Origin of the sequence: Lonsdalea britannica (genome assembly GCF_002111595.1) — a bacterium.
Lineage (GTDB): Bacteria > Pseudomonadota > Gammaproteobacteria > Enterobacterales > Enterobacteriaceae > Lonsdalea > Lonsdalea britannica.
Genome location: NZ_LUTN01000004.1, coordinates 1 through 24,461, shown reverse-complemented (window position 1 = coordinate 24,461; position 24,461 = coordinate 1). Strand labels below are relative to the sequence as shown.

General features: G+C 47.3%; 29 protein-coding genes and 2 pseudogenes. 13 read left to right on the top strand and 18 right to left on the bottom strand.

The genetic code is table 11. The annotated features are described in order from the left end of the window. Positions 1–12: 12 nt before the first annotated feature. Together rof and AU509_RS04430 are read right to left on the bottom strand one after the other, a co-directional pair. Entirely contained in the window at positions 13–273 is a 261-nt protein-coding gene (rof, locus tag AU509_RS04435; RefSeq protein ID WP_085653101.1) for a Rho-binding antiterminator, read from the bottom strand. Further along, positions 260–460: a YaeP family protein gene (locus AU509_RS04430; protein WP_085653100.1), complete on the bottom strand. Its 201-nt coding sequence runs from the start codon at positions 458–460 to the stop codon at positions 260–262. Before AU509_RS04430 ends, rof begins: the two co-directional genes overlap by 14 nt. A 211-nt stretch (positions 461–671) precedes the next feature. Here AU509_RS04430 and AU509_RS04425 point away from each other — a divergent pair, with 211 nt between their 5' ends. Both AU509_RS04425 and AU509_RS04420 read left to right on the top strand, forming a co-directional pair. Further along, a complete protein-coding gene (locus tag AU509_RS04425) occupies positions 672–1,220 on the top strand; it encodes a YaeQ family protein (protein ID WP_085653099.1) in 549 nt (182 codons plus the stop codon). A gap of 144 nt (positions 1,221–1,364) precedes the next feature. Next, on the top strand, positions 1,365–1,757 hold the full coding sequence (locus AU509_RS04420) for a copper resistance protein NlpE N-terminal domain-containing protein (protein WP_176223449.1): 393 nt from the start codon (positions 1,365–1,367) through the stop codon (positions 1,755–1,757). A 487-nt stretch (positions 1,758–2,244) separates the two neighbouring features. Here AU509_RS04420 and mutS read toward each other — a convergent pair. Beyond that, positions 2,245–4,801 (bottom strand): annotated as a pseudogene (gene mutS / locus AU509_RS04415) (DNA mismatch repair protein MutS). A 217-nt stretch (positions 4,802–5,018) separates the two neighbouring features. On the opposite strand from mutS, the pseudogene AU509_RS04410 reads away from it, so the two are divergent. From AU509_RS04410 to AU509_RS17920, 3 genes and pseudogenes are all read left to right on the top strand, one after another. Next, positions 5,019–6,319 (top strand): annotated as a pseudogene (locus AU509_RS04410) (tyrosine-type recombinase/integrase). A 68-nt stretch (positions 6,320–6,387) separates the two neighbouring features. After that, positions 6,388–7,872 (top strand): AAA family ATPase, encoded by a 1,485-nt coding sequence (locus tag AU509_RS04405; RefSeq protein WP_094117754.1) that lies wholly within the window; start codon positions 6,388–6,390, stop codon positions 7,870–7,872. 10 nt (positions 7,873–7,882) lie between these two features. Continuing rightward, positions 7,883–8,719, top strand: coding sequence for a hypothetical protein (locus tag AU509_RS17920; RefSeq protein ID WP_139824017.1), 837 nt, complete (start codon positions 7,883–7,885; stop codon positions 8,717–8,719). Between the two features lie 146 nt (positions 8,720–8,865). Here AU509_RS17920 and AU509_RS04400 read toward each other — a convergent pair whose 3' ends face one another. Genes AU509_RS04400 through AU509_RS04380 form a run of 6 tightly spaced genes read right to left on the bottom strand, consistent with a single transcriptional unit; the run spans position 8,866 to position 10,832 of the window. Further along, positions 8,866–9,258 carry a hypothetical protein gene (locus tag AU509_RS04400; protein ID WP_094117753.1) on the bottom strand — a complete coding sequence of 131 codons (393 nt, stop codon included), beginning with the start codon at positions 9,256–9,258 and terminating at the stop codon, positions 8,866–8,868. Positions 9,259–9,262: 4 nt separating this feature from the next. Beyond that, a complete protein-coding gene (locus AU509_RS04395) occupies positions 9,263–9,475 on the bottom strand; it encodes a hypothetical protein (RefSeq protein WP_139824016.1) in 213 nt (70 codons plus the stop codon). Between the two features lie 28 nt (positions 9,476–9,503). Next, positions 9,504–9,626 (bottom strand): hypothetical protein, encoded by a 123-nt coding sequence (locus AU509_RS18505; protein WP_254901517.1) that lies wholly within the window; start codon positions 9,624–9,626, stop codon positions 9,504–9,506. A 25-nt stretch (positions 9,627–9,651) separates the two neighbouring features. Next, positions 9,652–10,011, bottom strand: coding sequence for an acyl-CoA dehydrogenase (locus AU509_RS04390; RefSeq protein ID WP_094117751.1), 360 nt, complete (start codon positions 10,009–10,011; stop codon positions 9,652–9,654). A 12-nt stretch (positions 10,012–10,023) separates the two neighbouring features. Beyond that, positions 10,024–10,551 carry a hypothetical protein gene (locus tag AU509_RS04385; protein ID WP_094117750.1) on the bottom strand — a complete coding sequence of 176 codons (528 nt, stop codon included), beginning with the start codon at positions 10,549–10,551 and terminating at the stop codon, positions 10,024–10,026. 2 nt (positions 10,552–10,553) lie between these two features. Then, complete coding sequence (locus AU509_RS04380; protein ID WP_094117749.1) at positions 10,554–10,832, bottom strand: helix-turn-helix domain-containing protein; 279 nt, start codon at positions 10,830–10,832, stop codon at positions 10,554–10,556. Between the two features lie 189 nt (positions 10,833–11,021). On the opposite strand from AU509_RS04380, the gene AU509_RS04375 reads away from it, so the two are divergent. From AU509_RS04375 to AU509_RS04355, 5 genes are all read left to right on the top strand, one after another. Next, entirely contained in the window at positions 11,022–11,450 is a 429-nt protein-coding gene (locus AU509_RS04375) for a hypothetical protein (protein WP_254901516.1), read from the top strand. A 347-nt stretch (positions 11,451–11,797) separates the two neighbouring features. Continuing rightward, a complete protein-coding gene (locus tag AU509_RS04370) occupies positions 11,798–12,190 on the top strand; it encodes a DUF2787 family protein (RefSeq protein ID WP_094117848.1) in 393 nt (130 codons plus the stop codon). A 119-nt stretch (positions 12,191–12,309) separates the two neighbouring features. After that, positions 12,310–12,771, top strand: a complete 462-nt coding sequence (locus AU509_RS04365; protein WP_094117748.1) for a hypothetical protein — start codon at positions 12,310–12,312, stop codon at positions 12,769–12,771. 1 nt (position 12,772) lies between these two features. Then, positions 12,773–13,225: a RadC family protein gene (gene radC, locus AU509_RS04360; protein WP_094117747.1), complete on the top strand. Its 453-nt coding sequence runs from the start codon at positions 12,773–12,775 to the stop codon at positions 13,223–13,225. Between the two features lie 46 nt (positions 13,226–13,271). Then, on the top strand, positions 13,272–14,201 hold the full coding sequence (locus tag AU509_RS04355; RefSeq protein ID WP_094117746.1) for a tyrosine-type recombinase/integrase: 930 nt from the start codon (positions 13,272–13,274) through the stop codon (positions 14,199–14,201). Here AU509_RS04355 and AU509_RS04350 read toward each other — a convergent pair. Beyond that, the gene (locus AU509_RS04350) at positions 14,188–14,802 is read right to left on the bottom strand and encodes a hypothetical protein (RefSeq protein WP_094117745.1); all 615 of its coding nucleotides are present in this window, start codon (positions 14,800–14,802) and stop codon (positions 14,188–14,190) included. The genes AU509_RS04355 and AU509_RS04350 overlap by 14 nt on opposite strands. A gap of 223 nt (positions 14,803–15,025) precedes the next feature. Between AU509_RS04350 and AU509_RS04345 the strand changes: the two genes are divergently transcribed. The 3 genes from AU509_RS04345 (at position 15,026) to AU509_RS04335 (ending at position 18,574) form a co-directional block, all read left to right on the top strand. Further along, positions 15,026–15,226 carry a helix-turn-helix transcriptional regulator gene (locus AU509_RS04345; RefSeq protein ID WP_094117744.1) on the top strand — a complete coding sequence of 67 codons (201 nt, stop codon included), beginning with the start codon at positions 15,026–15,028 and terminating at the stop codon, positions 15,224–15,226. Between the two features lie 128 nt (positions 15,227–15,354). Then, positions 15,355–16,467 carry a hypothetical protein gene (locus AU509_RS04340; protein ID WP_094117743.1) on the top strand — a complete coding sequence of 371 codons (1,113 nt, stop codon included), beginning with the start codon at positions 15,355–15,357 and terminating at the stop codon, positions 16,465–16,467. Between the two features lie 634 nt (positions 16,468–17,101). Next, complete coding sequence (locus tag AU509_RS04335) at positions 17,102–18,574, top strand: hypothetical protein (protein WP_094117742.1); 1,473 nt, start codon at positions 17,102–17,104, stop codon at positions 18,572–18,574. A gap of 345 nt (positions 18,575–18,919) precedes the next feature. Here AU509_RS04335 and AU509_RS04330 read toward each other — a convergent pair whose 3' ends face one another. From AU509_RS04330 to AU509_RS04305, 8 genes are all read right to left on the bottom strand, one after another. Beyond that, positions 18,920–20,062 carry a hypothetical protein gene (locus tag AU509_RS04330; RefSeq protein WP_094117741.1) on the bottom strand — a complete coding sequence of 381 codons (1,143 nt, stop codon included), beginning with the start codon at positions 20,060–20,062 and terminating at the stop codon, positions 18,920–18,922. An 81-nt stretch (positions 20,063–20,143) separates the two neighbouring features. Continuing rightward, on the bottom strand, positions 20,144–20,926 hold the full coding sequence (locus tag AU509_RS18500; RefSeq protein WP_244200936.1) for a hypothetical protein: 783 nt from the start codon (positions 20,924–20,926) through the stop codon (positions 20,144–20,146). Between the two features lie 788 nt (positions 20,927–21,714). Beyond that, on the bottom strand, positions 21,715–22,092 hold the full coding sequence (locus tag AU509_RS18495; protein WP_244201044.1) for a DUF6527 family protein: 378 nt from the start codon (positions 22,090–22,092) through the stop codon (positions 21,715–21,717). A 77-nt stretch (positions 22,093–22,169) separates the two neighbouring features. Continuing rightward, positions 22,170–22,976, bottom strand: coding sequence for a ThiF family adenylyltransferase (locus tag AU509_RS04315; protein ID WP_254901515.1), 807 nt, complete (start codon positions 22,974–22,976; stop codon positions 22,170–22,172). Next, the gene (locus AU509_RS18490; RefSeq protein ID WP_254901514.1) at positions 22,915–23,343 is read right to left on the bottom strand and encodes a DUF6791 domain-containing protein; all 429 of its coding nucleotides are present in this window, start codon (positions 23,341–23,343) and stop codon (positions 22,915–22,917) included. The genes AU509_RS04315 and AU509_RS18490 overlap by 62 nt, the downstream gene beginning before the upstream one ends. Next, positions 23,318–23,785 (bottom strand): multiubiquitin domain-containing protein, encoded by a 468-nt coding sequence (locus AU509_RS18485; protein WP_254901513.1) that lies wholly within the window; start codon positions 23,783–23,785, stop codon positions 23,318–23,320. Before AU509_RS18485 ends, AU509_RS18490 begins: the two co-directional genes overlap by 26 nt. A gap of 101 nt (positions 23,786–23,886) precedes the next feature. After that, positions 23,887–24,072 carry a hypothetical protein gene (locus tag AU509_RS18480; RefSeq protein ID WP_254901512.1) on the bottom strand — a complete coding sequence of 62 codons (186 nt, stop codon included), beginning with the start codon at positions 24,070–24,072 and terminating at the stop codon, positions 23,887–23,889. Positions 24,073–24,155: 83 nt separating this feature from the next. After that, a partial coding sequence (locus AU509_RS04305; RefSeq protein WP_139824015.1) for a hypothetical protein occupies positions 24,156–24,461 on the bottom strand: 306 nt, incomplete at its 5' end.

Sequence of the window (24,461 nt, the reverse complement as noted above, 5' to 3'; positions counted from 1 at the left end):
TATGAAGTGCGGTCAGGGTTCGCTAACCACGACTTTCCCTATTTCGGGATGACTGAAGCTGAGGATATGGTCAAGCCGAACTTCCCTGACGTGGCCCGCATCATCAAGCAGCAGATATTCGACGTGCTTGCGAGAGATAATGTCGCTGGCTTTCCCGGACACCACTTCACCGTTACGTAATTCCACCGTCAACGTCAGGTGCTGTTGGCAGGTGGCTTCAAGATTATCGTAATCATCACAATTGATGGGTTGATATTCATTACTCATTGACATAATCGCTCACCAATAAGTTAGCGGCGGCATAGGCCGCCTGTTCCCTGACTGAGGACGGCAAATCGCCATTTAGGGCAATTTGGTCCAGGGTTTTCAATACACAACCCAGTGCATCGGGTAGATAACCTAGGTTACCGCTGGCGATCTCTGTATAGAGACGACGTACTAATTCACCGTATTGTTGCACTATACCCTCCCTTAGAGCTCAGCCTGGTAGCCTTCATATTGACGTCACCGGAGGTATCAGCCTACGAAGAAAATGAACGCTATCCTGCCAGCCGACTATAGCATAGGCATTTACGGGTTATCAGTATTATGCCTTAGGCGTCATATAAAACCCGGGGTGTGAGGCGTGGCGGTTCTCCAGTACACTGTCGGCCCAAACCAAGAGGTGAAACATGGCGTTAAAAGCAACGGTGTACAAAGCGGCAGTGAATATTGCCGATATGGATCGCCATTTTTTCCACGATGCGACGCTGACGATAGCGCAGCATCCGTCCGAAACCGATCAGCGGATGATGCTGCGGCTGCTGGCATGGATTTGCCACGCCGACGAGACACTGCGCTTTACGAAAGGTCTGTGTGCGGACAACGAGCCCGAAATCTGGCGACACAGTGACGATCAGCAGATTGAACAATGGATCGAACTGGGATTGCCGGACGAGAAGCGCTTAAAGAAAGCGTGCAGCTTGTCGCGTGAGGTCGTGCTGTATGCCTACAACGAGCGTGCGGCTCGAGTCTGGTGGCAGACGATGGCGGATAAAGCGGCGCAGCTCTCCCATCTGACGGTACGTTTTCTGGATGATAAACAGCTGATGCAACTGACCACATTAGTCCGCCGCAACATGTCTTTGCAGGCCACATTGCAGGAAGGCACCATCTGGTTGTCAGACGACCAGAATCATCTGGAAGTCGTTTTTGATGACTGGCAAATCGCGCGGCAATAGGGATGATCGCTATTCAATCAGGCCATCCGTCCCTTCATTTCTGCGCGGAGCGGGTGGCAGTGCAGAGTGCCGACTTCACGTGGAATTCACGCGACACAGACCTTGAACGTAGGGCATAACGCGCAGAAAAGTAGGGAGATTATGATGCATAAGCTGATCATCAGTGGTGTTTTGATGTTCGGTCTGTCGGGACTCATCGGCTGTCATTCGTATACAGTCGTTCAGTCTGAGTCACTGCAGCCGATGGCGCAGCATTACCGTGGCACGTTGCCCGATAGCAGAAATATTGCGCTGTATCTCGACGCCGACGGCAGCTTCGTTTTAAATACGCATAGCATTGACGGCGAAGGGCATTTCCAGCGGCAATGGGAAAAAGGTCAATGGCTGCGCACCGCGGATAAACTGGTGCTCACGAATACTCACGGCGGCAAACGTTACTTTTTGGCTAAAAATAACGATTTGACGGTACTGGATGAGCGGGGACGTCCGCTGCTTTCTTCCCAGCAATACCACCTGTTTGCCGTAAACCCCGCGTAAAATCAGCGTTGAGCCGTTGAGCCGTTGAGCCGTTGAGCCGTTGAGGCATTGCAGGCTTAAGGCAAGTATGTCCCCATGCAGATAGCGGTAAGCCACGGCGAGTGGGATAATGACTCTCTGACTCTCTGACTCTCTGACTCTCTGACTCTCTGACTCTCTGACTCTCTGACTCTCTGACTCTCTGACTCTCTGACTCTCTGACTCTCTGACTCTCTGACTCTCTGACTCTCTGACCTTCAAGCCTGTTGTTGGCTTCGCTCTACGCTGAGATTCCCTCTCTTTTCGCGCTCAACGGTTTCCCTATTTCTCGGTCTCCCGCACCTACGGGTTTACGCGCCTCTGAATGATTAATACCCAAGCGGTTTGCCGATCTCTGTTCTAACGGGACAGGTATGGAAATGGGGAGATAACGAGTCACGGGCGATGTTGGCGAAGAGAGGCAAGTCACGGCCGCCTTGCGACGACCGTATGAGAGTTTGCTATCGACTCAGAGCATCTTTTTCAGCTGATAAAGCCAGTCAAGCGCCTGACGCGGAGTCAGCATATCGGGGTCGAGCGTCTCCAGCGCTTCCATCGCGGCAGACGGCTCTTCGGGAGCCAGCAACATTAACTGGGCCCCGTCGATGTGGCTGCTTGAAGCATTATTGGACAGCGTTTCCAACTCTTTCAGCTTTTGGCGGGCGCGTTTGATCACCTCTTTCGGCACGCCGGCCAGCGCTGCTACGGCCAGACCGTAGCTCTTGCTGGCGGCCCCATCCTGCACGCTATGCATAAAGGCGATGGTATCGCCGTGCTCCAGAGCATCCAGATGGACATTGACGACGCCTTCCATTTTCTCCGGCAGATTAGTCAGCTCGAAGTAGTGGGTGGCGAACAGCGTCATGGCCTTGATCTTGTTTGCCAGCGTTTCTGCGCATGACCACGCCAGCGACAGGCCGTCATAGGTCGACGTGCCTCGGCCAATCTCGTCCATCAGCACCAGACTTTGTTCCGTCGCGTTATGCAGAATATTGGCGGTCTCGGTCATTTCCACCATGAAGGTGGAGCGACCGGATGCCAAATCGTCCGCCGCGCCGACGCGGGTGAAGATGCGATCGACCGGGCCAATGACGGCCTGATCTGCCGGAACATAGCTGCCGATATGGGCCATCAGTACAATAAGCGCGGCCTGACGCATATAGGTACTTTTCCCGCCCATATTCGGACCGGTGATGATCAGCAGGCGGCGCTGCGGGGACAGCGACAGCGGGTTGGCGATAAATGGCTCGCTAAGCACCTGCTCTACGACGGGGTGACGACCGCCAGCGATCTTGATGCCGTGACGATCGCTTAGCGTCGGGCAGACATAGTTCAGTGTATCCGCGCGCTCCGCCAGGTTGGTCAGGACGTCCAGTTCCGCCAGCGCGCTGGCGCTTTGTTGCAGCTCGGCCAGATGAGGAAGCAACAGGTCGAACAACTGATCATAAAGCGCCTTCTCCAGCGCCAGCGCCTTGCCTTTAGAGGTGAGAACCTTGTCTTCGTACTCTTTCAGCTCTGGGATGATGTAGCGTTCGGCATTTTTCAGCGTTTGGCGACGCACGTAGTGCATCGGCACCAGATGACTCTGTCCGCGGCTCACCTGAATGAAATAGCCGTGTACGCCGTTGAAACCGACTTTCAGCGTATCAATGCCAAGCTTTTCGCGTTCCCGGATTTCTAGTTTGTCCAGATAGTCGGTGGCGCCTGCGGCAAGGCTGCGCCATTCGTCCAGCTCTTCATGGTAGCCGGTGGCGATAACGCCGCCGTCCCGCACCAGAACCGGCGGTGCTTCCACTACCGCGCGTTCCAGCAGATCGCGCAGCTCGTCGAACTGGCCTATCTGGCTGGCAAGCCGCTGAACCGCATCGGCGTTGACAGAAGACAGCAGGGCATGAATGTCCGGCAGCTGATGGAAAGCATGGCGCATTCTCGCCAGATCGCGCGGACGCGCCGTGCGCAGCGCCAGCCGCGCCAGAATACGCTCTAAATCGCCGACCTGACGCAGGAAAGGCTGTAATTCGAGGGCCAGATCTTGCAGTGCGCCGATGGCCTCCTGACGCTGCGTTAACGTCTGAATGTGACGACTCGGCATGTGCACCCAGCGTTTCAGCATTCGGCTGCCCATCGGCGTCACGGTACAGTCCAGTACGGCCGCTAACGTATTTTCGGGCCCCCGGACAGGTTTTGCGTCAGCTCCAGATTACGTCGCGTCGCCGCATCCATGATGATGCCGTCCTGCTGGCGTTCCATCGTGATGCCGCGAATGTGGGGCAGGGAAGTGCGCTGCGTATCTTTGGCATATTGCAGCAAACATCCGGCGGCCCGCAGTCCGAGCTTGGCCTGTTCGACGCCAAAACCCGTCAGGTCGCGCGTACCGAACTGTAGATTAAGCTGCTGGCGGGCTGTATCCAGTTCAAACTCCCACAGGGGGCGGCGGCGCAGACCGTTGCGATGCTCAATCAGCGACATCAGCTCGAACGTCTCGGGATAGAGCAATTCGGCCGGATTAGTGCGCTGGATTTCGGCGGCCATGCTTTCAGGATCGGCGGGTTCCGCCAGTCGGAAACGTCCTGAACTGATGTCCAGCGTGGCATAGCCAAATCCGCGACCGTCTTGCCAGATAGCCGCCAGCAAATTGTCCTGACGCTCCTCAAGCAGCGCCTCGTCGCTAATCGTGCCCGGCGTCACGATGCGCACGACTTTGCGCTCTACCGGCCCTTTACTTAACGCAGGATCGCCAATCTGTTCGCAGATGGCGACGGACTCGCCCAGCTGTACCAGCCGGGCCAGATAGTTTTCCACCGCATGATGGGGAACGCCCGCCATCGGGATAGCTCTCCCGCAGAGGCACCGCGTTTGGTTAATGAAATATCCAGCAGCTGCGATGCCCGCTTGGCGTCATCGTAGAACAGCTCGTAAAAATCGCCCATGCGGTAGAACAGCAGGATTTCCGGATGTTCTGCTTTCAGCCTCAGGTACTGCTGCATCATTGGGGTGTGCGAGTCTAGATTTTTCATTGTACTCATCGGCTTGTGATGTCCATTCTCTTAATTTTTAATGAGTTAGTGTTTTTTATGATTATCATTAGGTTTCACGTTGTCTCATCGGATATCATGAAATCCTACATTTAAATGTAGGTTAAAGTGTAGCTTGCCAACCTATAGCTTGGTAAAATATGGGCACATACAGCGAAACCTACATTTATGTTCATGACTGCATAAGGTGCATGATAACGGAGTCTTTATGGCAGGAAAACAAGAGGGAAAGCCACTTTCGTTTAAAGCGGTAGAAATGATGAAGCCAGGCGATAAAGATAAGGCTGATGTAGGCGAAAATCGAGGCTTACGTGTCTCCTGTGGTGCAACTGGGGTTAAGTCTTTTTTCTACCGTTACACAAGTCCTCTGACTGGCAAGCTTGCTCAGGTTAAAATTGGTAACTTCCCGCAGACTTCTCTCGCCGCTGCACGTCTTAAACTCCACGAATTAAAGCTCCTCCGACAGGAAGGACGGTGCCCTGCGTCAGAGCTTAAGCAAGATAAGCTCCACCGTGCGATTGAAGCTGAACAGGCTAAGATCCCTGAATTGACCGTACAGGGACTAGTTGAACTGTATCTTACCGAACGTATTGAGGATCGAAAAACGAAGGACGGAAAAATCATTCCCGGTGCCAGAAAGCCGAAAGGGCAGGCCGAGGTTCGTCGTACTCTCTATGGTGACGCTGTTAAAAGCTTAGGAACACGAAATGCTGCTGAGATTACGCGGCAGGATGTCATCAATTTAATTAATGGTATTGTAGCCCGAGGCGCAACCGTACAGGCTGGTAATGTTCTGAGGGAACTTTCACTCGCTTATGAGTTTGCTATTGGTCTTGGTCGTTTTGATGACAGTTTTGCGAATCCGGCGTTGTTAGCAAAATCCAGCTTACGACAGACCAGAATCAAGCTCACAAATGGTCGTGGGACACGGGTACTGAGCGAGGTCGAGCTTGGAAAGTTTCTTAAGTGGCTTCCGGGTTCGGCTTATACGCCAACGATTAAAAACGTGCTGCGGCTGACACTCTGGACAGGATGCCGAACAGGTGAAGTCTGCAACATGGCCTGGGATGATGTTGATCTTGAAAAAGGCACCATTCATCTGCGCGAAACCAAGACCGGGGTAGAGCGCTACGTTCAGTTATCCGATCAAGCGATCGACTTTCTCAAAGTTCTACGCCTCACCTCCGATAAATATCTGTTTCCTTCGCAGGCGACTAAAAAGCTATCCAGCAGAAGTACCTGACTGAAAACTCATGGCGTTTACGTGAAAGCGGTCAAATGCTTGATATACCTCATTGGACGCCTCACGATCTGCGTCGTACAGTGCGCACTGGATTATCACGTTTACAGTGTCCGAATGAAGTTGCCGAGGCTGTACTGGGACATACGCGCGGTGGTGTGGAAGGGATTTATAATCTGTATAAATATGATGCTGAGTGTCGGAAGTGGTTGCAGGTGTGGGCGGATTATTTGGATAGCTTGACTAAAACGGTTGTTGAAAATAAATAGTTAATCAATGTATTTTTAACTCAATTGATTAATATACTTAAATATCCTAAATAGGAACAGGTTTTTATATGAAAATATTTCTTAATGAAAAGAATAAAATAAATTTAGAGAGTTATATATTATTGCAAGCCACTGATTGGGATGATTACTCCTATAAGTCTACTTTCTTGTTGTCATTCTTTTATAACGATAAATTAGTGCCAATTGGTGAGTTGAAAATTATAGATAGTTCTTTAGAGATTGGACGTGTACTGTTTGATAATGGATGTGATAAACTCCCTGATAATTTTTGTTCGCTTGGGCAAAGTAAACAATATTACCTTAATATTAGAGACTTAGGTCTTGAATATGAAAAACTGATTCTTGAATCGTTGAATGATTGTGCTTATGACAGAATTATTTTTGATGCATTTAATGAACTATCACAATTCAAAACTTCCGCAGTTCGCTTCAGTCCCGCAGAACAGGCATTAGAATTTGCTAAGAAAATTTTTAGTAGGCAAGTGGAAACTAATGATGAAAATTGCCATGTGTTTGATTTTTCAACCACATTAAAAGGCTTTTCGACTCCCTATAATCTGAATTTTTCTTTTCAGAAACAGAGCAAAAGTATTATACCATCTAATATAAATGTAATCATAGGCAGAAATGGCACAGGTAAAACACAACTTCTTTCTGATATAGCACGCACAATTTCAGGCTACGGTTTTGATGATAAAAGTGAGCTTATAAGAGCTAGGGAAAAGAGGTTCAATAAAACAAAACCTGATTTTGGGAATGTAGTGGTTGTATCTTATTCTGCCTTCGATAATTTTGAAATTCCGGGTAAAAATGAAGCTGAGCAAAAAGAGATTGAAGAGCAAGGACATATATTTGGCTATAAATACTGTGGTCTTAGAGAGAGAATAGAAAATTCAACTGAGTATAGGCTGAAAAATATCTCTGAGATTACCAATGAGTTCAAAGTTGCTTATGAAAAAATTATCGCTGAAAAAAGAATTGAACAATGGAATGAGTGCATAAAGCCTATTGTTTCCGATCAATCGTTTTCTGAATTGGATCAAAATGTTTTACTAGAGAAGTTTGATAGGCTTAGTTCGGGTCAAAAAATTGTTCTATCAATATTAGCAAATATATTTGAACATATAAAAGACAATTCTTTGGTGATTATTGATGAACCAGAAACTCATCTTCATCCATCTCTTATTGCTTCATTTATGCATTCAATTAGATCTATTTTAACTAATTTCAACTCATATTCTATCATAGCAACCCACTCCCCGGTGATTTTACAGGAAACGCCATCAAAATTTGTTCAAGTTTTAAGAGGAAATTGTCTTAAGCCTAAGGTTGGGAAACTGAAAAAAGAATCGTTTGGCGAAGAAATATCCACATTAACTGAAGATGTTTTTAATGTTTCTTTTGAAGAGTCTAATTTTTATTCAATCCTATCAAGGTTTTCTTCGGAAGGATATACACTAAAAGATATTGAAATAATCTTTGGCAAAAAGCTAGGGATGACTGCAAAATCATTTCTTACAAACTTAAATTAATGGAGGGGTTATGAGAAATATACCTCTACCAATCGAAGACGATAAAAATAATCTTGATCTTATAGTTGAGGATAAAACTGATAAATATGCCAATCCTATTCGCAATATTCTATCTAGAATAAAAAATTCTTATGATAACTATGAATCCAATAAACTTAGTTTAGAAAACTTGCGACCAATAGGACTATCTGCCGACCAAAGTAATTCCATTTTACATGCCTATAATGTGAAAACTAAATCATTTAAAGCTATCTCTGCGAGATTGTTTAATCCAGACTTGCCGGATTTTGATGAGTGCCCATATTGCGGAATTAGTGAGCCTAGTACTTTAGACCATTATCTGCCTAAAGAAACTTACCCTGAGTTTTCAGTGTTATCAAAAAACTTAATACCGATATGCTCGGTCTGCAATACAATATACAAGAAGTCTAAATTTTTATGTAATAACCAAAGGATATTCATACATCCATACTATGATATTTTCCCGGGTGAAAATTTCATTGGTATTTCTATCGCCGTTGGTAATAAAATAAAAATTAATTTTTCATCAGTTGGTCATGCTGGAAATATTTATTTCTCAGGGATTTTTGGACGACATTTTTCAAACCTTAACCTTAAAGTTAGATTTAAAAGAAAATCAGCTTCAGAAATTTGTAGAATGAGAGCAAGCTTGAGACGTGCTTACAGAAGAAGAGGAGCATATCAAGATGTATCATCTTTGTTATTGTCTCAGTCAAATGATTTTAAAGATTCATATGGAGTAAATCATTGGAAGGTGGTCTTATATTTAGGGTTATCTCGCAATGTTGATTTTTGCAATAATGGTTTTATGAGGGATGTTGAGTAAATATATATGCTCTGTATTATTTAGATATAGAGCATATATTTCACTTATGTAGGTGATGTCACATGGCGCGATGGTGTGGTATTAATCACAAGAGAGTTGTAGTGATTTTTATATCTCAATAATATATTTCATGTTTGCTTTGTAGACTACAAGCCAAATACTTTTATATAAAATCTCCCTTTACCATCATCCATTTCCTGGATGTTATAGGTCATTGGTATTTCTGTTGTGTTAGGTAATTTAGATTGCTCATCTGTCAGGGTCATTTGAAGACTGGCAGCACACTGATAAGTATCTATTGATGAGTTATGAGCTAATGTTCTGACATTAATAACTTTCAATATCAGGCTGTCGGTATTATCGGGCACCATCCCTTCCATCTGAGAGTTTCTGAGCTGCTCGAATTGTTTCTTTATCTGTTTGTGAGCAATATTAACAACCAGACTTTTGGCATCATCACTGTTACATTCAGGTGTCTTGTCTCCGCAACCAACCAGCAGGCTTGCAGATATGAACAGTAATGCTAATCGCATATTCATTGAGTTAGTCCTTATTAATGTTTTTTCCGGTAACACCTTGTTCCAGGCGAATGCGTTCAACAACTCTGGCCGCGAGAAAATAGCCTGTACGAAAGTGGAATTGAACTATTTTAATATCAAGGTGTTTTATCCCTTTCTGAGCAATGAACTTTAGAGTCTTTTCATAAAGTTCTTCATCCATTTTTAGACTGAGTGTTTTATGAGATTCTTCACTCACTATCAGGCTCATTTTCTTTACTGGCGGCTTATGGTGGATCGATATCTGGCTTTATTAATAGTTCCAGCTTTTCGACGCGACGGGTAAGTTGCATGACGTGCCAGATGCAAACAGCAATGGCACCGATGGCAGCACCAGTCATTATATTCATCGTTTACGCTCTCCTTATTTTATCGTTATTTCTTCCGGTAAATCCCATCCATTGCGCCTGTAGCTACCAGTCCGCAATAACCTTCACATCCCCTGGTTATTACCCTGATTTTTCCGTTGCTCTGTTCACTGATAACAGCCACGCATTGGCTCGATTTATCGTTATAAATCCAGCGATGTTTCTGATTTTGTCCAGCAGTAATAGATTGCGCTGAACCCTCCATATTGCAGATGCCGGAAGTATTTTGGGTTGCAGCATTAATGCTGAATTCAATACCATTGCCGCCTGCTGTCAGTGAGAGTGAACCGTCTGGTTTAATGTACTCTGTAGTGGTAGCCAGGGCTGATGTGCTCAATATCAGGGTGGCTAAAATGACTCTTTTCATAGTTACTCCTTGTCAATTAATACGAATGTTTTTAGTGATTTTCCCGAATGTCAGCGGCCTGCGTTTTTCAACATAAAAATAGGCAACATTGAACGCCGACTTTTTATGATTGCCCTTGCCGAGAGAAGGCCAGTCGCTAAAAGCCTCAATCTGGGCTTCCGAATAGGGAGTGGTAGAGAAGTCGAACAATACCAGCAATGCTTTGCCGTCATACTTCATCAATTTCTTCATTTCAGTGCTATTAACCGTGGCGGATACCGTTGATTTGGCTGCGGTGGGTTTACGGACGGCGAACTCAACAGCCACATCATCAATCACAAAGTCGATATAGCCGTTCCCCGTAATAGAGCCTGGGAGCTTTCCTTGCACTTCTGGTGAAACATCATCGGAGAAACAGCCTAAAAGGTAGCAGCGAACCAATGGTAGAAGTTCCCTTTCACTGCACTCATTAAGGCGTAGTGTTTTTACAAACTCAGTGGGGTAAAGGGAATGAAAGAAGTACTCAAAGCTTTTTGTTACCGAAGTGATGGTGGTAGCCATGGCTAATCCTTGCCGGAATGTATTGAAGGTTGTTTATCAAAATAACGGCTGGGCCATATCTCCTCGGGCACCATGCCCAATGCCGCTGCTATCAACCGTTCTGCCTTCGGATAGTGCTGACTGAAGGCATTGTTCAGTGTACGGGAGCCTAATCCCTGATCGCGGGATAACTGCGCCAGACTTAATCCACGTTTGTGTAGTGCAGCCACAATGTCGGCCCTGTGCCAGTCCTTAGCCCTTCCTTTAGTTCGCTTTTTTTGCGATGCTACGTGGTTATTCACAGTGTTAACCCCTCTGTATCAGTACAGGGATATTAAATGCGAATAAAAGGAACTTATCAAGTTCTCTTTGTGGTCTTTATTGGTTTTCCTTTTTAACGTATTGATATTATGGATTAAGTTAATGAAAAATATTTTGGACGTATTGCCTGCTGATAAGAACCAAAGTGGCAGTATTGATGGCAGTGAGCAGTGGCTCCCAGCACAGGCATTTGCAGGAAAACCGGGGATGCCGGGGACGGCAAAGGCTGCCGCCTGCGTCTGGAAAAGCTTGCCGCTATGCACCCGGAAATCAGGAGAAAGAGAACAGGGCATAAGGGCTTTGAGTACCATATTCGCGCTGCGGGAATGTCGCTGAAAAGTGAGCGGGCAGAGCAAGCCACTCAATCTGTCGTTTCTCCTTATGGTACTGACGAACAGCTTAATCTCTGGGTTCAGTTGTTCAAAACGATGAAGCCTCATTCCCGTGACCGCTTGTTGAAGCAGGCGCTTGAACAGGTGGCTGATGATCTTGCGTTAACCCAGCCAGCTTTGCCAACAGAAGTGATTTCACTGGCGCACCAGTTACTGACGTTTTCGGAAGAGCAGCGTAAACAATTGCTGGAGACTATTTCGAAGTAATAGTTCGCGCTGAAACGCTTATTCCCTGAGTTGCTTTCTTCTTTTCTAATTTACGCAATAATAGTTTCCCTGTGAAACTATTTGCTCGTTATGTATTGGTTTGATATAATGCCATTACTGGAAAGTGTTATTATTAGCAGCTAGCCAGTCATTCAAGTTATCATTTAACTAATTGTTCTTTTAATAGTAATCCTTCACTGGAGGGATGGTTGTATTTAAAGAATGCCAGTCTGACCATGTTTTTTAAGGCTTGATTCAGTTAATAATCTATTAAATGAAATTAATGATTTACCAGTCAAATGATGTATGTGATTGAAATGAATAAAATACATCAGGAAGGGCTTGCTATGCCCGTCGCTCAGGAATTAATAAACATTATATTAAATGAGGCGGGAAGTCCGCCGCCGCATAAAGCCAGAATAACAGCTGTTAGTTTATTATTTAAAGATCTGACTTACAGTGCTGAGCATGGGGGTTATCATCCTGTCGAAATACGGCTTATTTCACGCAATCATGAATGGTATTTTGATTACATTACCGACTTCAGTTATATGGGGACGGTATACCCCGAACTGGAAAAGGAAATTGATTTTAGCTGGAGTCAGCAATATGTCTTTCTGGCACATGTGGGTGACCTGCCTGTTAACACCGGAAGGGAGCTGTTTGAACTCTGGCAATCCAACTTTATTCAGTATCAGGCCATGAACGTCTACACCATTACCGTCCTGTGGGAAAGCTAATCCTCCTGCACTAACTATCAATACTTTATGGGGAATTATCTGTGACGACTGACAGAGGGATACGTGCGTCTCAACAAGGTGAGCTGGACTGTCTTTGCGGTGCTTATTGCGTGGTTAATATGCTTAGCTGGCTGTTTGACGGCAGGGTGAAACGACGCCCGTTAATGAATCGGCTTATTCAGACTTTTCAGCAGCGCTGGCCTTTGCATGAATGGCTGACTGAAGGGATTGAAGAAGACCGTTTAGACTGGCTGATAGCTCAGGTGTTGCAGAAAGGACATTACAGCCGCCAGTTCCCGGTTCAAATCACCAGACCCTTTACCGGGAAGCGGGGTTTATCAGACGGGCGACTGTTCAGGGAAATGCAGCGGTTTCTTGACGTCACTGACCACTCGCGCCTGATTATGCTCAGCGACCAGTTTCACTGGTCCCTTCTGGTCAAAATAGATGAAGAAACGCTCTGCTTCTTCGACAGCAACGGGCGAACCACTATGCCCCGTAAAGCTTTCTCCCTGCGTACTGGCGTAACCCGCCGCCAGTTGTTTCCCGACGCCATTTACTTCATTGAACGGGAGTTCTGATATGACCATGTTTACCCAACGTGAAACCCGTATCCTCGACCAGGCGCGTGACATTATCAGCCGTTATTACCAGCGTGGCGTTCAGCTCTGTTCTCCTGATGATGTACGACGGTACGTGATGGTTGAGCTGGCACCGCTTGAACATGAAGAGTTTGGCATCATCCTGCTCGATAATCAGAATCAGCTGCTGCACCGCGAAATCCTGTTCAGGGGTACGCTAAACTCGGTCAGCGTTCACCCCCGTGAAGTTATCAAGCGTGTGCTGAAACATAACGCCGCCGCAGCCATCCTTGTCCACAACCACCCCAGCGGCGAGCCTGAACCCAGCCGTTGTGATATCCAGTTGACCAAAAAGCTTCAGGAGTTGCTGGAAATGCTGGATGTGCGATTACTTGATCACTTTATCGTGGCAGGAACTGAAACGGTATCAATGGCTGAACGGGGGCTGGTGTGATGCTGAAAGTTACTTGGTTTAATGTACGTTATTGCGGGTTAGGCGCATGAGCAGGACAGCGTTACGTCAGGTTGTGCCTATGGTGCAAACAACCGTGTTTGATGCGTATATTGGCGGTCTGGCTCCCTCGGGGCGGAGAGGTATCACCAGCTTGTTAAACCGCAGCGCCAGCATACTTAAACGCGGTGCGGATGCAGCAGACTATCCGTGGGAACAACTTAACTTCGCCGCCGTCGCTAAAGTGCGGGCGGCACTGCTGGATGACGGTTACGCCGTGTCGTCGGTGAACATGGCGTTATCCGCGCTACGGGGCGTAGCGCAGACAGCTTTTAACCTGAACTGCATGAATGCCGAAACGCTGGCCCGTATCCGGTCTGTTAAGCGTGTGAGCGGCGATATCCAGCGTAAGGGAAGGGCGTTAGACAAGTCGGAGATTCGGGCGCTGATTCAGGCCGCAAAACAGCATCCGCAACCGGTACGGCGCTGTCGTGATACCGCCATTGTGCTGACACTTTGCGGAACAGGCCTGCGGGCCGGGGAACTGGTCAAACTTGAGCGCCGGGACTATGACAATGGTGTTCTCACGGTCAGACGGGGAAAGGGGCGTAAATACCGTGAAATTCACATGGCGGATGCGGTGGATAGTGCTATCCGCGCGTGGCTGAAAGTTGGCGCAGACGAGGCTGACAGTGCGTTGTTCAGCCGAATTCAGCGCAACGGTAAGGTCGCAAGCCGGCCGCTGACTACGACCGGGTTAACGGGTATCCTGGCTGATTTACAGCAGACGTCAGGTATTGCACGTTTCACCCCACATGACATGCGGCGCACCTTCATCACCCATTTGCTAGAGCAGGGCGTGGATATCAACACCGTACGCCAGCTGGCAGGCCACAGCGACATATCCACGACGACGCGCTATGACTGTCGTGGTGAGGGGATGAAAATCAGTGCCAGCAAACACATCAGGTGTTTTTAGCTGTTGAGACGTCTCCGGTAGCGATTGCAGTTTTATCTTCGGCACTCAACCGCGCATACTTTTGATTCTGGATATTAATCAGTGCATTGATATTTTCAGGCTGAAGCATCCACGCAACATCTTCACGCGTCCATTCTTTACCGTCAGAGAGTCGTTTTAACCGGGGTTTCGATATTCCATACTCATTAAGTTTTTCTGCTACCGAAGCATATTTCTCACGATCTACTTCCCCCGTATGTAGCTTGTCAAAACGACCTTTAACGAGCTGGTATACAGTGTAGATTTCCAGTGCCTTAGGGGACCTGGCCGGGACCATCATGGGGTGTTCCTCCAGCCCATAGAAACCGTTTAGCTTTCCCTCATTGAGCAGGTCATTAAACATGTGATTCACGCAGGCACTCAGCACATCCGCCGCTTTCTCTGCATCGAATTTATACGGGCTAAAACCCGCTCCCGTCAGTTTCCTGACAATCAGTGCCAGTTTTTGCCGGGTATCCCCTCCCAGATAAAGCTTCTTCTCCAGAAATCCAAAGACCTCGTTACTGCTTTTACGTTCCCGGTGGCATTTAGCATCAGCCTTGTTGCTTTGGTTACCAATCATAGTCACCTCCATGAAAGTTATCTGTACAAAATGTCATCATTGAGCCTCAGCGGAAATGACTCATTTATGTGGCCGTTTCGGAAACAGAAAAAGGTACTTCCGAATGACATAAACATGAACGATGCCCTTAACGTGCTCAACGAAGGCAGCGTTAGGTGAATCCTTGCGTTTTTTGGTGGTTGTAAATAACCCCGCTCCTGAAACAGCTCAAAGGAGCAAAAGCATGAACACCAACCGTATTCTCCGCAAAAAAGAAGTTCTTCACCTAGTAGGGATCTCGTCTGCGACGTTGTACCGACTCATAGCTAAAGGAGACTTTCCAAAATCTATGAAACTGACTGGTGATAGCGGTCGGGCTGTGGGCTGGGGATCAAATGAAATTCAAAATTGGATTCTGTTACGCGGAATTAGCGATACGCAGTGATCTGTAAGCCTCGTACAACCCCTGACATACCAACCATATAACCATATAACCATATAACCAGTTACAGTGATGATACCTGCATATGAAGGGGGGATCACTGTTACTGCTATGAGCTATCGGAGCAGAATATGATGCAACAATTTAATCGTGAACGGGTGACATCTTTACGTGGCAAAGTTCCTCTGGGCGTGAATAGTGCAGGTCAGTCTGTATACGGAGGGTTAGATAAACTAGCTTGGGTCACGGACATGCATGGCTGGAAGAAAAATCTTGAACTCAAACAGCGGTTGCTTGGCCTTGTCTCGGGAGGTGACTACCTGATAAAAGTGCGTCCTGCTGGCAAGGATGAGTGTGATGGACTTTATCGCAGTGTGGTAGAAATTCGCCTGAAAGGTAAAACGCGCAAACACCCTATAATGCTGGTAATCCATTTTGACCCAACCAGTAGTCAACGTGGATTTCAGCGAATGGAACTCAGTCCTCAGCATTACTCTCCGAAACAGATAACGGATTTGTTTGTGTGGCTGGGGAAAAGAGGGCGTATCGGCCAGTATCTGTATATAGGGTTACGCAACGCTTGGATAACAACTGTCCATTACGCACTGGATGTAGTGGGAATGAAGCTTCATGACTATTTGATTGGGTTAGCTTCTGTCTGGAGAGGGGAGTTTCATGACTTACACGGTGGGCAGGAAGGACTGAGACTTGGCTCTAGGCGTATCGTGGCATCCATATATGAAAAGGCCGATGCTCCAGATATAAGTATTGATAAACTGTTTGAGCAAGCTTTCCTTTTGCTTAATGAGCACCAGTTCCGCCGTTTCCTGCGTCTTGAGCTACGTTTGTCCCCTGGCAAGCAAAAGCTCATGTTAAGCAATCTACTAAAGGTGGATAACTTGGTATCTAAACTCGCATTTTATGACCGCAACGCGTTGGTAGATCCTGGACTTGAACCTGACTTTGCCCGATTACTCGGTGAGTATGTTCCTTATCCAGTTGCCCGAGCTGATTACAAGCCATCTGAGATGCTGAATGGTAAGCGCGTCAGCCCAACGAAAGATGCTGCTGACAAGCGCGTTGATAAACTCATGAAGCAGTACCGTATAGAGTTGTTTGATTCAGAGAGTATATGGACTCTGTTACCGCTAGTGGTGGAGAAGCTTGGAATTCTGGCGCAACCGCAATACTGGCAATTTGAGCACCGGCAGAAGTGGCTTCAATCGCGTCTGAAGAAGGGATAATGTTGGCAGGGCAGGGATGCCGTTTGTTGGTATAGCAATTGCGGACATGTTAAATCAGAAACCTGAAAAATGAAGGTTTTAAACCGCCTATCGTTACCAGACTTTGGTGTGACAGACCGGCTAACTACCGGTGTCATTTTGTGTCAGATTCGTGCCTCGTACAATGGTAGGGGTAAACCGGCGATGGCTTTCCCTGACTCTGACAATTGCAAGGTTCGGCATTTTGAGCAAAGTCGAGGTATCAAAAGATCAAAATTCAGAAAATAACATGTATCTACAACCGCTATTGAATATTACCGGGATGGAGTTGCACCGCTTAATAACCGGTAGCGTTTTACGTATCCGCTAATCCCATTCTGGCTGAGCTGATATTTATTCGCTATTTTCTTCTACAAGGTATATAGCTGTGTCTATTATGCACTGTATACACTCTATCTCTATATTATTGTATATATGTCATTACATACTATAGCCATTATCCAGCATCAGCTATCATGAGGCTCCAGCCTCCAATGTTATCATCTAATAATAATCATCTGAACCTTGTTGGGTTCACGTAAGGTTTTTTGAGTAATTCAGTTGTAAATAAATGGGGTCAGAGCATGGGGCTCTGATCTCTATATACAGGTGAATTATGAAGCCATATATCACGAAAAATAATATTCTTGTCACGGATTCAACGTTGGATTATTTCAAAGAAGTTGTTTTCAGTATTCCTTATAATGGTGTGAAGAGTTTGCGTCGTCCTTATTATCATAACATAGCAGTATTTCTTCAGCATATTATTTGTGTCGCTACCTGTAGTCGTAAGAACAGGAGAAAGGCAAAAATTAAGGCGAATAAAAAATGGTCTTATTCTGTGCCAGTACCATTTGAGCTAGGACGGGAGAAACTTCCCGGCGTATTTAAGAAAAGTGGGCCGACCAATGATCGTGCAATGGAGGCGCTGGCAAGCGCGGGGATTATCAAACTAACCGGGTATTCCAATGCTCAAAACTCTTGCCGGGAATATGCTGTTTCTCAACGTTTTCTGCGTAAGTTGTTTGGCAACGACCGCGGGGCATACCTTAGCCGTCAGGATCGTTACCATTATCTGACTGACATTTTCAACAAGCGTAAAAGCTACTCATTTGATGAACTAATTGGGATTGCCATTGATCGTGGGCAGCGTGCCAAACATAAACAGTCGAAACGCGATATCCCAAACGTTGCCTTCAGGGAACGGGTAGTGGGGGTCTGGAACAGCCTTGAACCGCTGGAAATCAATCTGGATGCACTGCTGGATTACTATAACGAGAACCCTACCAAGAAGAACAAAATTTTCATTTTCAACTTCCTGTCGCGACTGGCTGAAACAGGCGTGGATCTGGTGAAAGAGTCACCGTTGACGGTTTCTTACAGTCAATCTTATAAGACTGCGTACATTGGTGGGCGATCCTTTGAGATTGGCACTGGCTTTCAAAGTCTGCCTTCTGGCATGAAGTGGGCGTGTCTGGCACGAGGGCATAATTATGATATCAAGGGATGCCAGCTTGAGATACTACGACATGAATTGCAGGATTTCGGCATTTCGGCCGAGTCGCTGGAAGTTCTGGAAACTCAATATATCTGCCGGGTATTGCGTGTTGCGGAGGAGCTGGTGAAGCAATTCAGGTTTTCCAGCGTATTCAATGCCGGGTTCGTCTCATTATCGCTAAAATCCAGTACCCGACGCTTGTTGAATCGTGAGCTAGGTAAGACAGAAGCGAAGCGAGTACTGAAACGCTGGAAACGCCTTCTGAAGCCTCTAAGGGACGATTTAGGCTTGCTGCTGGATCACTATGAAGGTACAGCCAAAACCAATCGTTACGGTAAATGTGTTACGAATGCAGTAGGGCAGCCATTCAACATTACCTGGAAAGATGTGGCAGCGGGTAAACGCAGGAAGTCAGATGTGATGCGCCGAAAGCTGCTGTCACACATGTTACAGGGGCTGGAAAGCAAGGCTGTATACGATTACGTAGCCAGCCATAAGGGCGTTTGTGCGCTGGAGCACGATGGGTTTGTTTCATACGAAGAAGTAACTGATTGGTCCCATCCATACCTTTTGATTGAGAAAAAGCATTAAGTGAAGCCACTTAGTCAATTAAAGCATATCCGGTTGAATAAACTCGACGGGACATTTGGTTCTTTCAGGATGTGCATAGCCAGCAGGTGATCCATGTCAGCCTTGAGCGAACAGCGGAAGTTGGCATTTGCCATAACCGCAGGGATGTAGGACTAACATTGACGTGTAATAATCAACTGGGAGCAGGTCAGGATTGCCTAACACTGTGGGGGGCGACGGCCGAGTTGACGGATCACAAGGGAAAACTACTGGCCAATAGCGACAATGTGGCCAGCCCTTTGCGCAAGGTGTGCAATAAATCCTAGGCGGATATGCCAAGCGCAGAAAAAAACCTCTAGGGGTAAGTTACTTGGTCGCAGCGGTTGGTCTTCCAACAAATAGATTGATACCGCTCCTTCGAAACTTACTTCTGTCGAATACGGAGACCGCGAACACCTCCGCAATGTGTTTGATCTGTTCAGGGCTGAAGTTATCGTTAATGTACTTCGGACCGTAGGCGGAGTTCTCAACGTAGTTGAGCGCGATGTTTGAAAGGCCAATCTTCAGCGCTTCATCCTCTAGCTTGAGCAGTCGTTCTATCGACGCCTTGAAACTCTGGTTACCCTTAGAGAAGGTGAAGATGACATGGGTTTTATCGCCTTCCGGAAAAACGTTGAGCATCACGTTCTTTATTTCAGCATTGCTCGCTGCGCTTGATCGAGCCATTCGCTGCTCCTCCTGTTTGGATATGATCCGATTGCCATCATGGTCGAAGTATGGGATAAACGACGCGCAGCATGCTACAAGGAAAGCACCGTCGAGGACATGGTAGACGTGCTCGAATCCCAACGACTCCTCGCGTTCGATAGTGTCTGTCAACTCTTCGCAGATTTGCTGCAGTTCAGAAATGCTGTGTTCGCACTGCATGTGCAGTACCCGAATTTGATGGTTCTTCTCCCCTTGCAACATGGCTTCGAGAATGAAGTCAGGGACCTTGATTTCGCCTGACTTGATCTGCGGTAGCGTCATCTGGAAGTGCGCTGGAAAGTCATTAACGTTTAACTTGTCACCCAGCAGAACTTCGCAAAAAGCCTTTGACTCAAGGATGGAGTGTAATTCCTTGGCTGCAGCCCGATAGGCGTAGATGTTCAGCTGCTTGTTCGTTGCACTGAACGCTACATCTTCAATCGGTTGGAATATGGCTTTGTCGTGGCCGCCGCAGAATCCGGTGAAGGTGCTGAATTTTTTGATTCCTTGTAGCTTAAATTCCGGCTGCATAGATTGCATGTCCTCTGCCGGCGCTAAGCCAAGGTGGTATATTTTCCCCTCGTTTTCTCCGCTTACATCTGCGATAGATTCGAGTATTTTTCCCCGTTGGATAGAGTGGGCGTGGATAATTTTCCCAGAACACTTAAGTTTATCGTCGCCGGCTCGCAAGCATGCTTTTATGCTGGCTTCTTTCTGGTTTTGGCTCAAAAGTTTGTTGAACTCGATCTGCTCTGGATTCACTAAGATTTTCCTCAAACAAGGCTGGCAAGCCCCGGGCTTGCATTATTTGGGCCTTCATGGGCCCCCTGTGTGAAAGGATGGCTAGATTCTGTTCGGCGCAATACTCTGAAGATCTTTGCACAAGGCAATGCCGTAGGCATTTGCAAGGTTGGCAATCTGCATTCCTATGGATTTCCGAAGTGCTGACAGTGCGTCATTGAAATTGAGCCACTCAGGATTACCTGAACTACATCGTAATGTTCTAAGGTCGACTGACTTCATCGCGTCGAAGAAAATCAGAATCGTCTTGGTTAGCGACAGCAGTATTTCATCAAGTGCTGTTCCGTCGAGGAGATTCCCCCGAATAGTGGTGAATCGTCGACGAAGTTCATCAAGCGACTGTCGTACGTGGTCGGGACATTCGGCATCGAATGTGGCCCATAACGAACGACGGTCCGTCATTGCAGAGACGATTTCCTTCGCTATCTGTGGTTCCATGCGCCCAGATTGAAGCAAGGCAAGGCTGCGTGAATATCCTTCGGTGCGGACCTCTGATACCATATTCTCGTGGTCTCGTTTCCACTTGCGAAGCAAGTCCGCGTCGTAAGCGCAGTCGTCACCATCGACAATGACTCCGCACTCCCGACAAAGCCACAGACCGTTATCTATGGATGTTCGTTCTGCGACGGTCTGCGAGGTCTTGTAGCGTGGCCCCAGTTCGGAGGCCGCATGAATATGTGCAGCGTGACCCGAAGTCAAAGCTTTGTTTGGGTCGGAGTGCGGCCCGATCGTGAGCTTGAGACAACGCGGATTGGAGCAAAAATGTGCAGCCCGACGGGCAAGCGCTAATTTCGTGGCTGCTTTGAAGTCATCCCTCTTGGTCACTCCCAACCTCTCTGTTTGATATGAATTATTTTCCCTAAATATTATCGCGTCGTAGGAGCGAAAGCACTGACCAATCCACTAAAACTCGATCGCGCCGGAGCCTTTAGTGTTCGATTCTCAATAGACGCTGCTGCATAAATCTGTGTGCTCAAGCCAGTAGGTTTTTTGCATGAGCCAGCCCAACAGTAGTTCCAAACCACGTTATCTATCCTGGCTGGTTCTGCTATAACGCGGCTTTGAAGACTCGGAACAATCCTGTTCGCACGCAACCTGGAGTAGCGGTCTTTTAGCAGTATGGGCACAACGAAACTTGCTTACCATTGCGATCAGCTCTGCTGAATCTCCGACCTTGGCAGGGCAGCGGTCACTCAGTCCATGGAGAGTTCAATGATTGGTAAGAACTACAGTGGCCACCTATCCGCCAAAACTGGAGGCTGCAGTCAATTGACCTGCTCCCCATAAATTAACATATCTCAATGTTATCAATGTCTGCTCTTGGCACTAAGCTGCCATTGTTAAATGCGCTAAAATTGCTTGTCATTATGGCCGTAGCTGCTTTTGTTCCCAAATCTAATGACTGGATAACTCATATCTTGGGGTATTAAGCAGTTGAGAGCAGATCACGTTAAAAACATTATCTGCGGTTTGTACCGGTATGCTTTTATGACATTCCAGCATACCGGCCCATAGCCAGACCGATGAACTCGCCTGTAGAACAAGTTGAATGTAACTGCCCAGAGTCATGCTTTTCAGGTCTGATAGTTTTGAGCACTGTTAAAGTCATTGCCCTAACTCAGCCACTTCCTTATCCTATTCCAAAGAGATAATGGCTCGGTTCTCATCCCAGACGGCTCCTCAGTTGGCTCCTGTTTCAGCTCTTCAGATGCTACCGTCGCATTAGTCTGCGCGTAATAACGCTTCTTAGCCGCTTTATCTCGACGCATCTCTGCATCGATTCTGGCTTTATCCCAAGGAGGTGCTTTCAGTACGCGGTTACACTGGATTACATAGTGAGATCGACAGGGTAAATTCCAGTTTCCCACTGATGGCCACAGCGACACGGTCTCGCCATCGTAAGTCAGCTTCCAGTCAGTTGGGGTCAGAGGCGTTACAACCTCATGCCCGCAACCACAACAGCAATTGTGAATCACTGTGCCATACTCCATGGAAACATACAGGATACTTGGTTCAATTTCTCGCGGAATCCCTTTCACGAAACACGGGGTCAGTTGGTTATGTCGTATCATAGTAAGTCACCATTCAGTAACATATTCCCGTCAGTCGTATATGAACAGTTATGTTCATTTTCAAGATCACGATAAAACCCGAGTAGTTTCTTCCATTTGATGACGGCAAGTGCCGCATTCAACATGTTTAACTCGGCGACTTGAATATTTGAAGCGTAAACGTTTTCTGCGCCACTCTCCTTAAAAGACACACGTGTGCGAATATGATCTCGTTTCTCTGGAGTACTGGTCGTCACCCTCAGGATGCCACCCAGCGATCCGTCCACCAGCTCGAGCCCCATTCCCACGTCTATGAATGACACGCCCATGTCTTCCAGCTTCTGCATCGCTAAGAGTTTTGGCTCTCCTGCGTCCATACAAAGGAAGGCAAAGGTAATTCCGTCCAAGAGAGTAAGACTATCCTGGCTTATCTGTACTGCATACGTCACGATACGACGGTGCATCTGACCGTAAATTCCCGCCAGGTAATCCACTTTCTTCGGCACTTCCCTGAGAGTGTTAATCGACGGGGCGCCGGGGGCGCGAAAAGCGTTGTGCTGAAGTAAATCATCACCATCGATGAGACGTATCTCACTGACTGGTGTTTTAGCTATCTGGTCCAGTATATAGGAACCTGTACCACCGACACCGATGATGGCAATGTGCTGACCTTCAAGCCGTGCAGTTAATGCCCCGATCCCGACCCGATCAGATGCAGTTTCAAGATAGTTAAAGACGCCCCCTTCCTCCTCATCAGGGGTTTTAAAAACACGTGCTAACGCCAGGTTTGAGGGTTGCGGCGTGGCCAGAGATGATCGTCGCATAGGTGGACATCTTCTGATGGTAGTCACTGTAACCTTCAGGCCCAGGCTTACTGGAGAATAAGTGCTGAGCAGACAGTCCATGCCCAAGATTTACCGCTTCACTCTGATGAAAAATAGCCTGGATGCGCCCCCCCTGGGAAGTGCATGGAAATTCTCCATCAAAGTGAATAGTGTGTGGTTCCGGTTTTTGAGTAGCGTCTCCAGACAGGCAAAGACTCGATATGAGCGTGCCGGTTTTTACTTCCCGTTGCGCGTTAACGTACGGAACGTCACGCATGACCAGAAAGCCACCCACAATTTGTACGTGATAACCTTCTTCGCGCAAGCGCTTCAGATCGCTATTAAGATTGAATAGTGCGACCGACATTGATCACGCTCCCGTTTTTCACGTTGATATAGGCACCCGCAGCTAACTCACCACTGTGTGGTTTTGAGCCCGCTCCACGATATGTGATTGAATAAACGATCTCTGCAGTTGGGGCTTCGCCTGGATATGCGATAGCCACAAATTGCTCGAAAGTTTGATGACTATCGCTGACCTGAACTTCACGCCCGTTAACGACGATATCAATCTTTGGTTTACGCTTTGGCGCCGTTACAAAGTGTTCAATGCCCGGAGTCGTAAGATCCACCGCCTCATTCGGTTCAATCTGGCGATCATCACCGCCACGGATAACCATAAATACAGCATCGCCATCGGCTGGTTTTGCCAGCTCATAAAGTGCTGCTCCCGAAATTGCAGGTTTTCCCCACGATACCTGGCTGTCGTTTACGGTAAGTTTGAAATCACGATCGGTCTGGAAGGCCACGAACCGTTCAGCGCCACGACCGCGTAAATCGAAAGGTTCATCAAGTCGCAGATCTTCAAAGTCGCCCGTTTGAAGAATAGCGAAGAGGCTGTAACCATCATTTACACGCAGCCTGCGGCAATCAGAATCTGACGCCCCAGTGGAACTGGGTCATTGATCTCAATTGCGTGAAAATCCAGATTTTCCTGCGCAAACAGGATGCGGTAGGCATTTGCCGGACGCAGTTCGCGGCCTTCGCGAATCGCTTCTCCGACATCGTCGATATTGTTAATATTTTGGCTGTTCATCTTGTGCATGTCCTTGAGTTTGGCCAGACGGTGTCTGGCTCTAATACTCAATCGATGCAGCGCTACCAAAGCGGTAAATTATTTTAGAATTTTTTTTGAAGTTCGCCTGGCGGTGTCAATCCGCAGACGAAAAATGCCGGGCAGGAAGGACAAACACGGGATGATGATTCGGCGGGAAATACCCCCTGACCTATAGAGTTCAGGGCATCAAGAAGCTTTTCCTGCCGGTTATGCAGCACCTTAGTGGTCAGTTCAACCGGCGTTACAGTCTTATCAGAAAGATGAACTAACTCAACTATCGCGTCAGGAAAGGCTCTCCTTGCTGCAAGTACAAAAGCGGCAGCGCTAAGGTCCGATTCTTCTTTATCTCTTTTATGTCCGGTTCTGAC

Bases quoted from the DNA above. Each gene is read 5' to 3' on its own strand.
- AU509_RS18490 (WP_254901514.1), bottom strand. From the start codon at position 23,343: ATGTCGGTCGCACTATTCAATCTTAATAGCGATCTGAAGCGCTTGCGC.
- AU509_RS04405 (WP_094117754.1), top strand. From the start codon at position 6,388: ATGAAAATATTTCTTAATGAAAAGAATAAAATAAATTTAGAGAGTTAT.
- AU509_RS04370 (WP_094117848.1), top strand. From the start codon at position 11,798: ATGCCCGTCGCTCAGGAATTAATAAACATTATATTAAATGAGGCGGGA.
- AU509_RS18505 (WP_254901517.1), bottom strand. From the start codon at position 9,626: ATGAATATAATGACTGGTGCTGCCATCGGTGCCATTGCTGTTTGCATC.
- AU509_RS04365 (WP_094117748.1), top strand. From the start codon at position 12,310: ATGCTTAGCTGGCTGTTTGACGGCAGGGTGAAACGACGCCCGTTAATG.
- AU509_RS04400 (WP_094117753.1), bottom strand. From the start codon at position 9,258: ATGAATATGCGATTAGCATTACTGTTCATATCTGCAAGCCTGCTGGTT.
- AU509_RS04345 (WP_094117744.1), top strand. From the start codon at position 15,026: ATGAACACCAACCGTATTCTCCGCAAAAAAGAAGTTCTTCACCTAGTA.
- AU509_RS04350 (WP_094117745.1), bottom strand. From the start codon at position 14,802: ATGATTGGTAACCAAAGCAACAAGGCTGATGCTAAATGCCACCGGGAA.
- AU509_RS04315 (WP_254901515.1), bottom strand. From the start codon at position 22,976: ATGCGACGATCATCTCTGGCCACGCCGCAACCCTCAAACCTGGCGTTA.
- AU509_RS04340 (WP_094117743.1), top strand. From the start codon at position 15,355: ATGATGCAACAATTTAATCGTGAACGGGTGACATCTTTACGTGGCAAA.
- AU509_RS17920 (WP_139824017.1), top strand. From the start codon at position 7,883: ATGAGAAATATACCTCTACCAATCGAAGACGATAAAAATAATCTTGAT.
- AU509_RS04420 (WP_176223449.1), top strand. From the start codon at position 1,365: ATGCATAAGCTGATCATCAGTGGTGTTTTGATGTTCGGTCTGTCGGGA.
- AU509_RS18495 (WP_244201044.1), bottom strand. From the start codon at position 22,092: ATGGAGTATGGCACAGTGATTCACAATTGCTGTTGTGGTTGCGGGCAT.
- AU509_RS04425 (WP_085653099.1), top strand. From the start codon at position 672: ATGGCGTTAAAAGCAACGGTGTACAAAGCGGCAGTGAATATTGCCGAT.
- AU509_RS04335 (WP_094117742.1), top strand. From the start codon at position 17,102: ATGAAGCCATATATCACGAAAAATAATATTCTTGTCACGGATTCAACG.
- AU509_RS04385 (WP_094117750.1), bottom strand. From the start codon at position 10,551: ATGGCTACCACCATCACTTCGGTAACAAAAAGCTTTGAGTACTTCTTT.
- radC (WP_094117747.1), top strand. From the start codon at position 12,773: ATGACCATGTTTACCCAACGTGAAACCCGTATCCTCGACCAGGCGCGT.
- AU509_RS04390 (WP_094117751.1), bottom strand. From the start codon at position 10,011: ATGAAAAGAGTCATTTTAGCCACCCTGATATTGAGCACATCAGCCCTG.
- rof (WP_085653101.1), bottom strand. From the start codon at position 273: ATGTCAATGAGTAATGAATATCAACCCATCAATTGTGATGATTACGAT.
- AU509_RS04355 (WP_094117746.1), top strand. From the start codon at position 13,272: ATGAGCAGGACAGCGTTACGTCAGGTTGTGCCTATGGTGCAAACAACC.
- AU509_RS18480 (WP_254901512.1), bottom strand. From the start codon at position 24,072: ATGAACAGCCAAAATATTAACAATATCGACGATGTCGGAGAAGCGATT.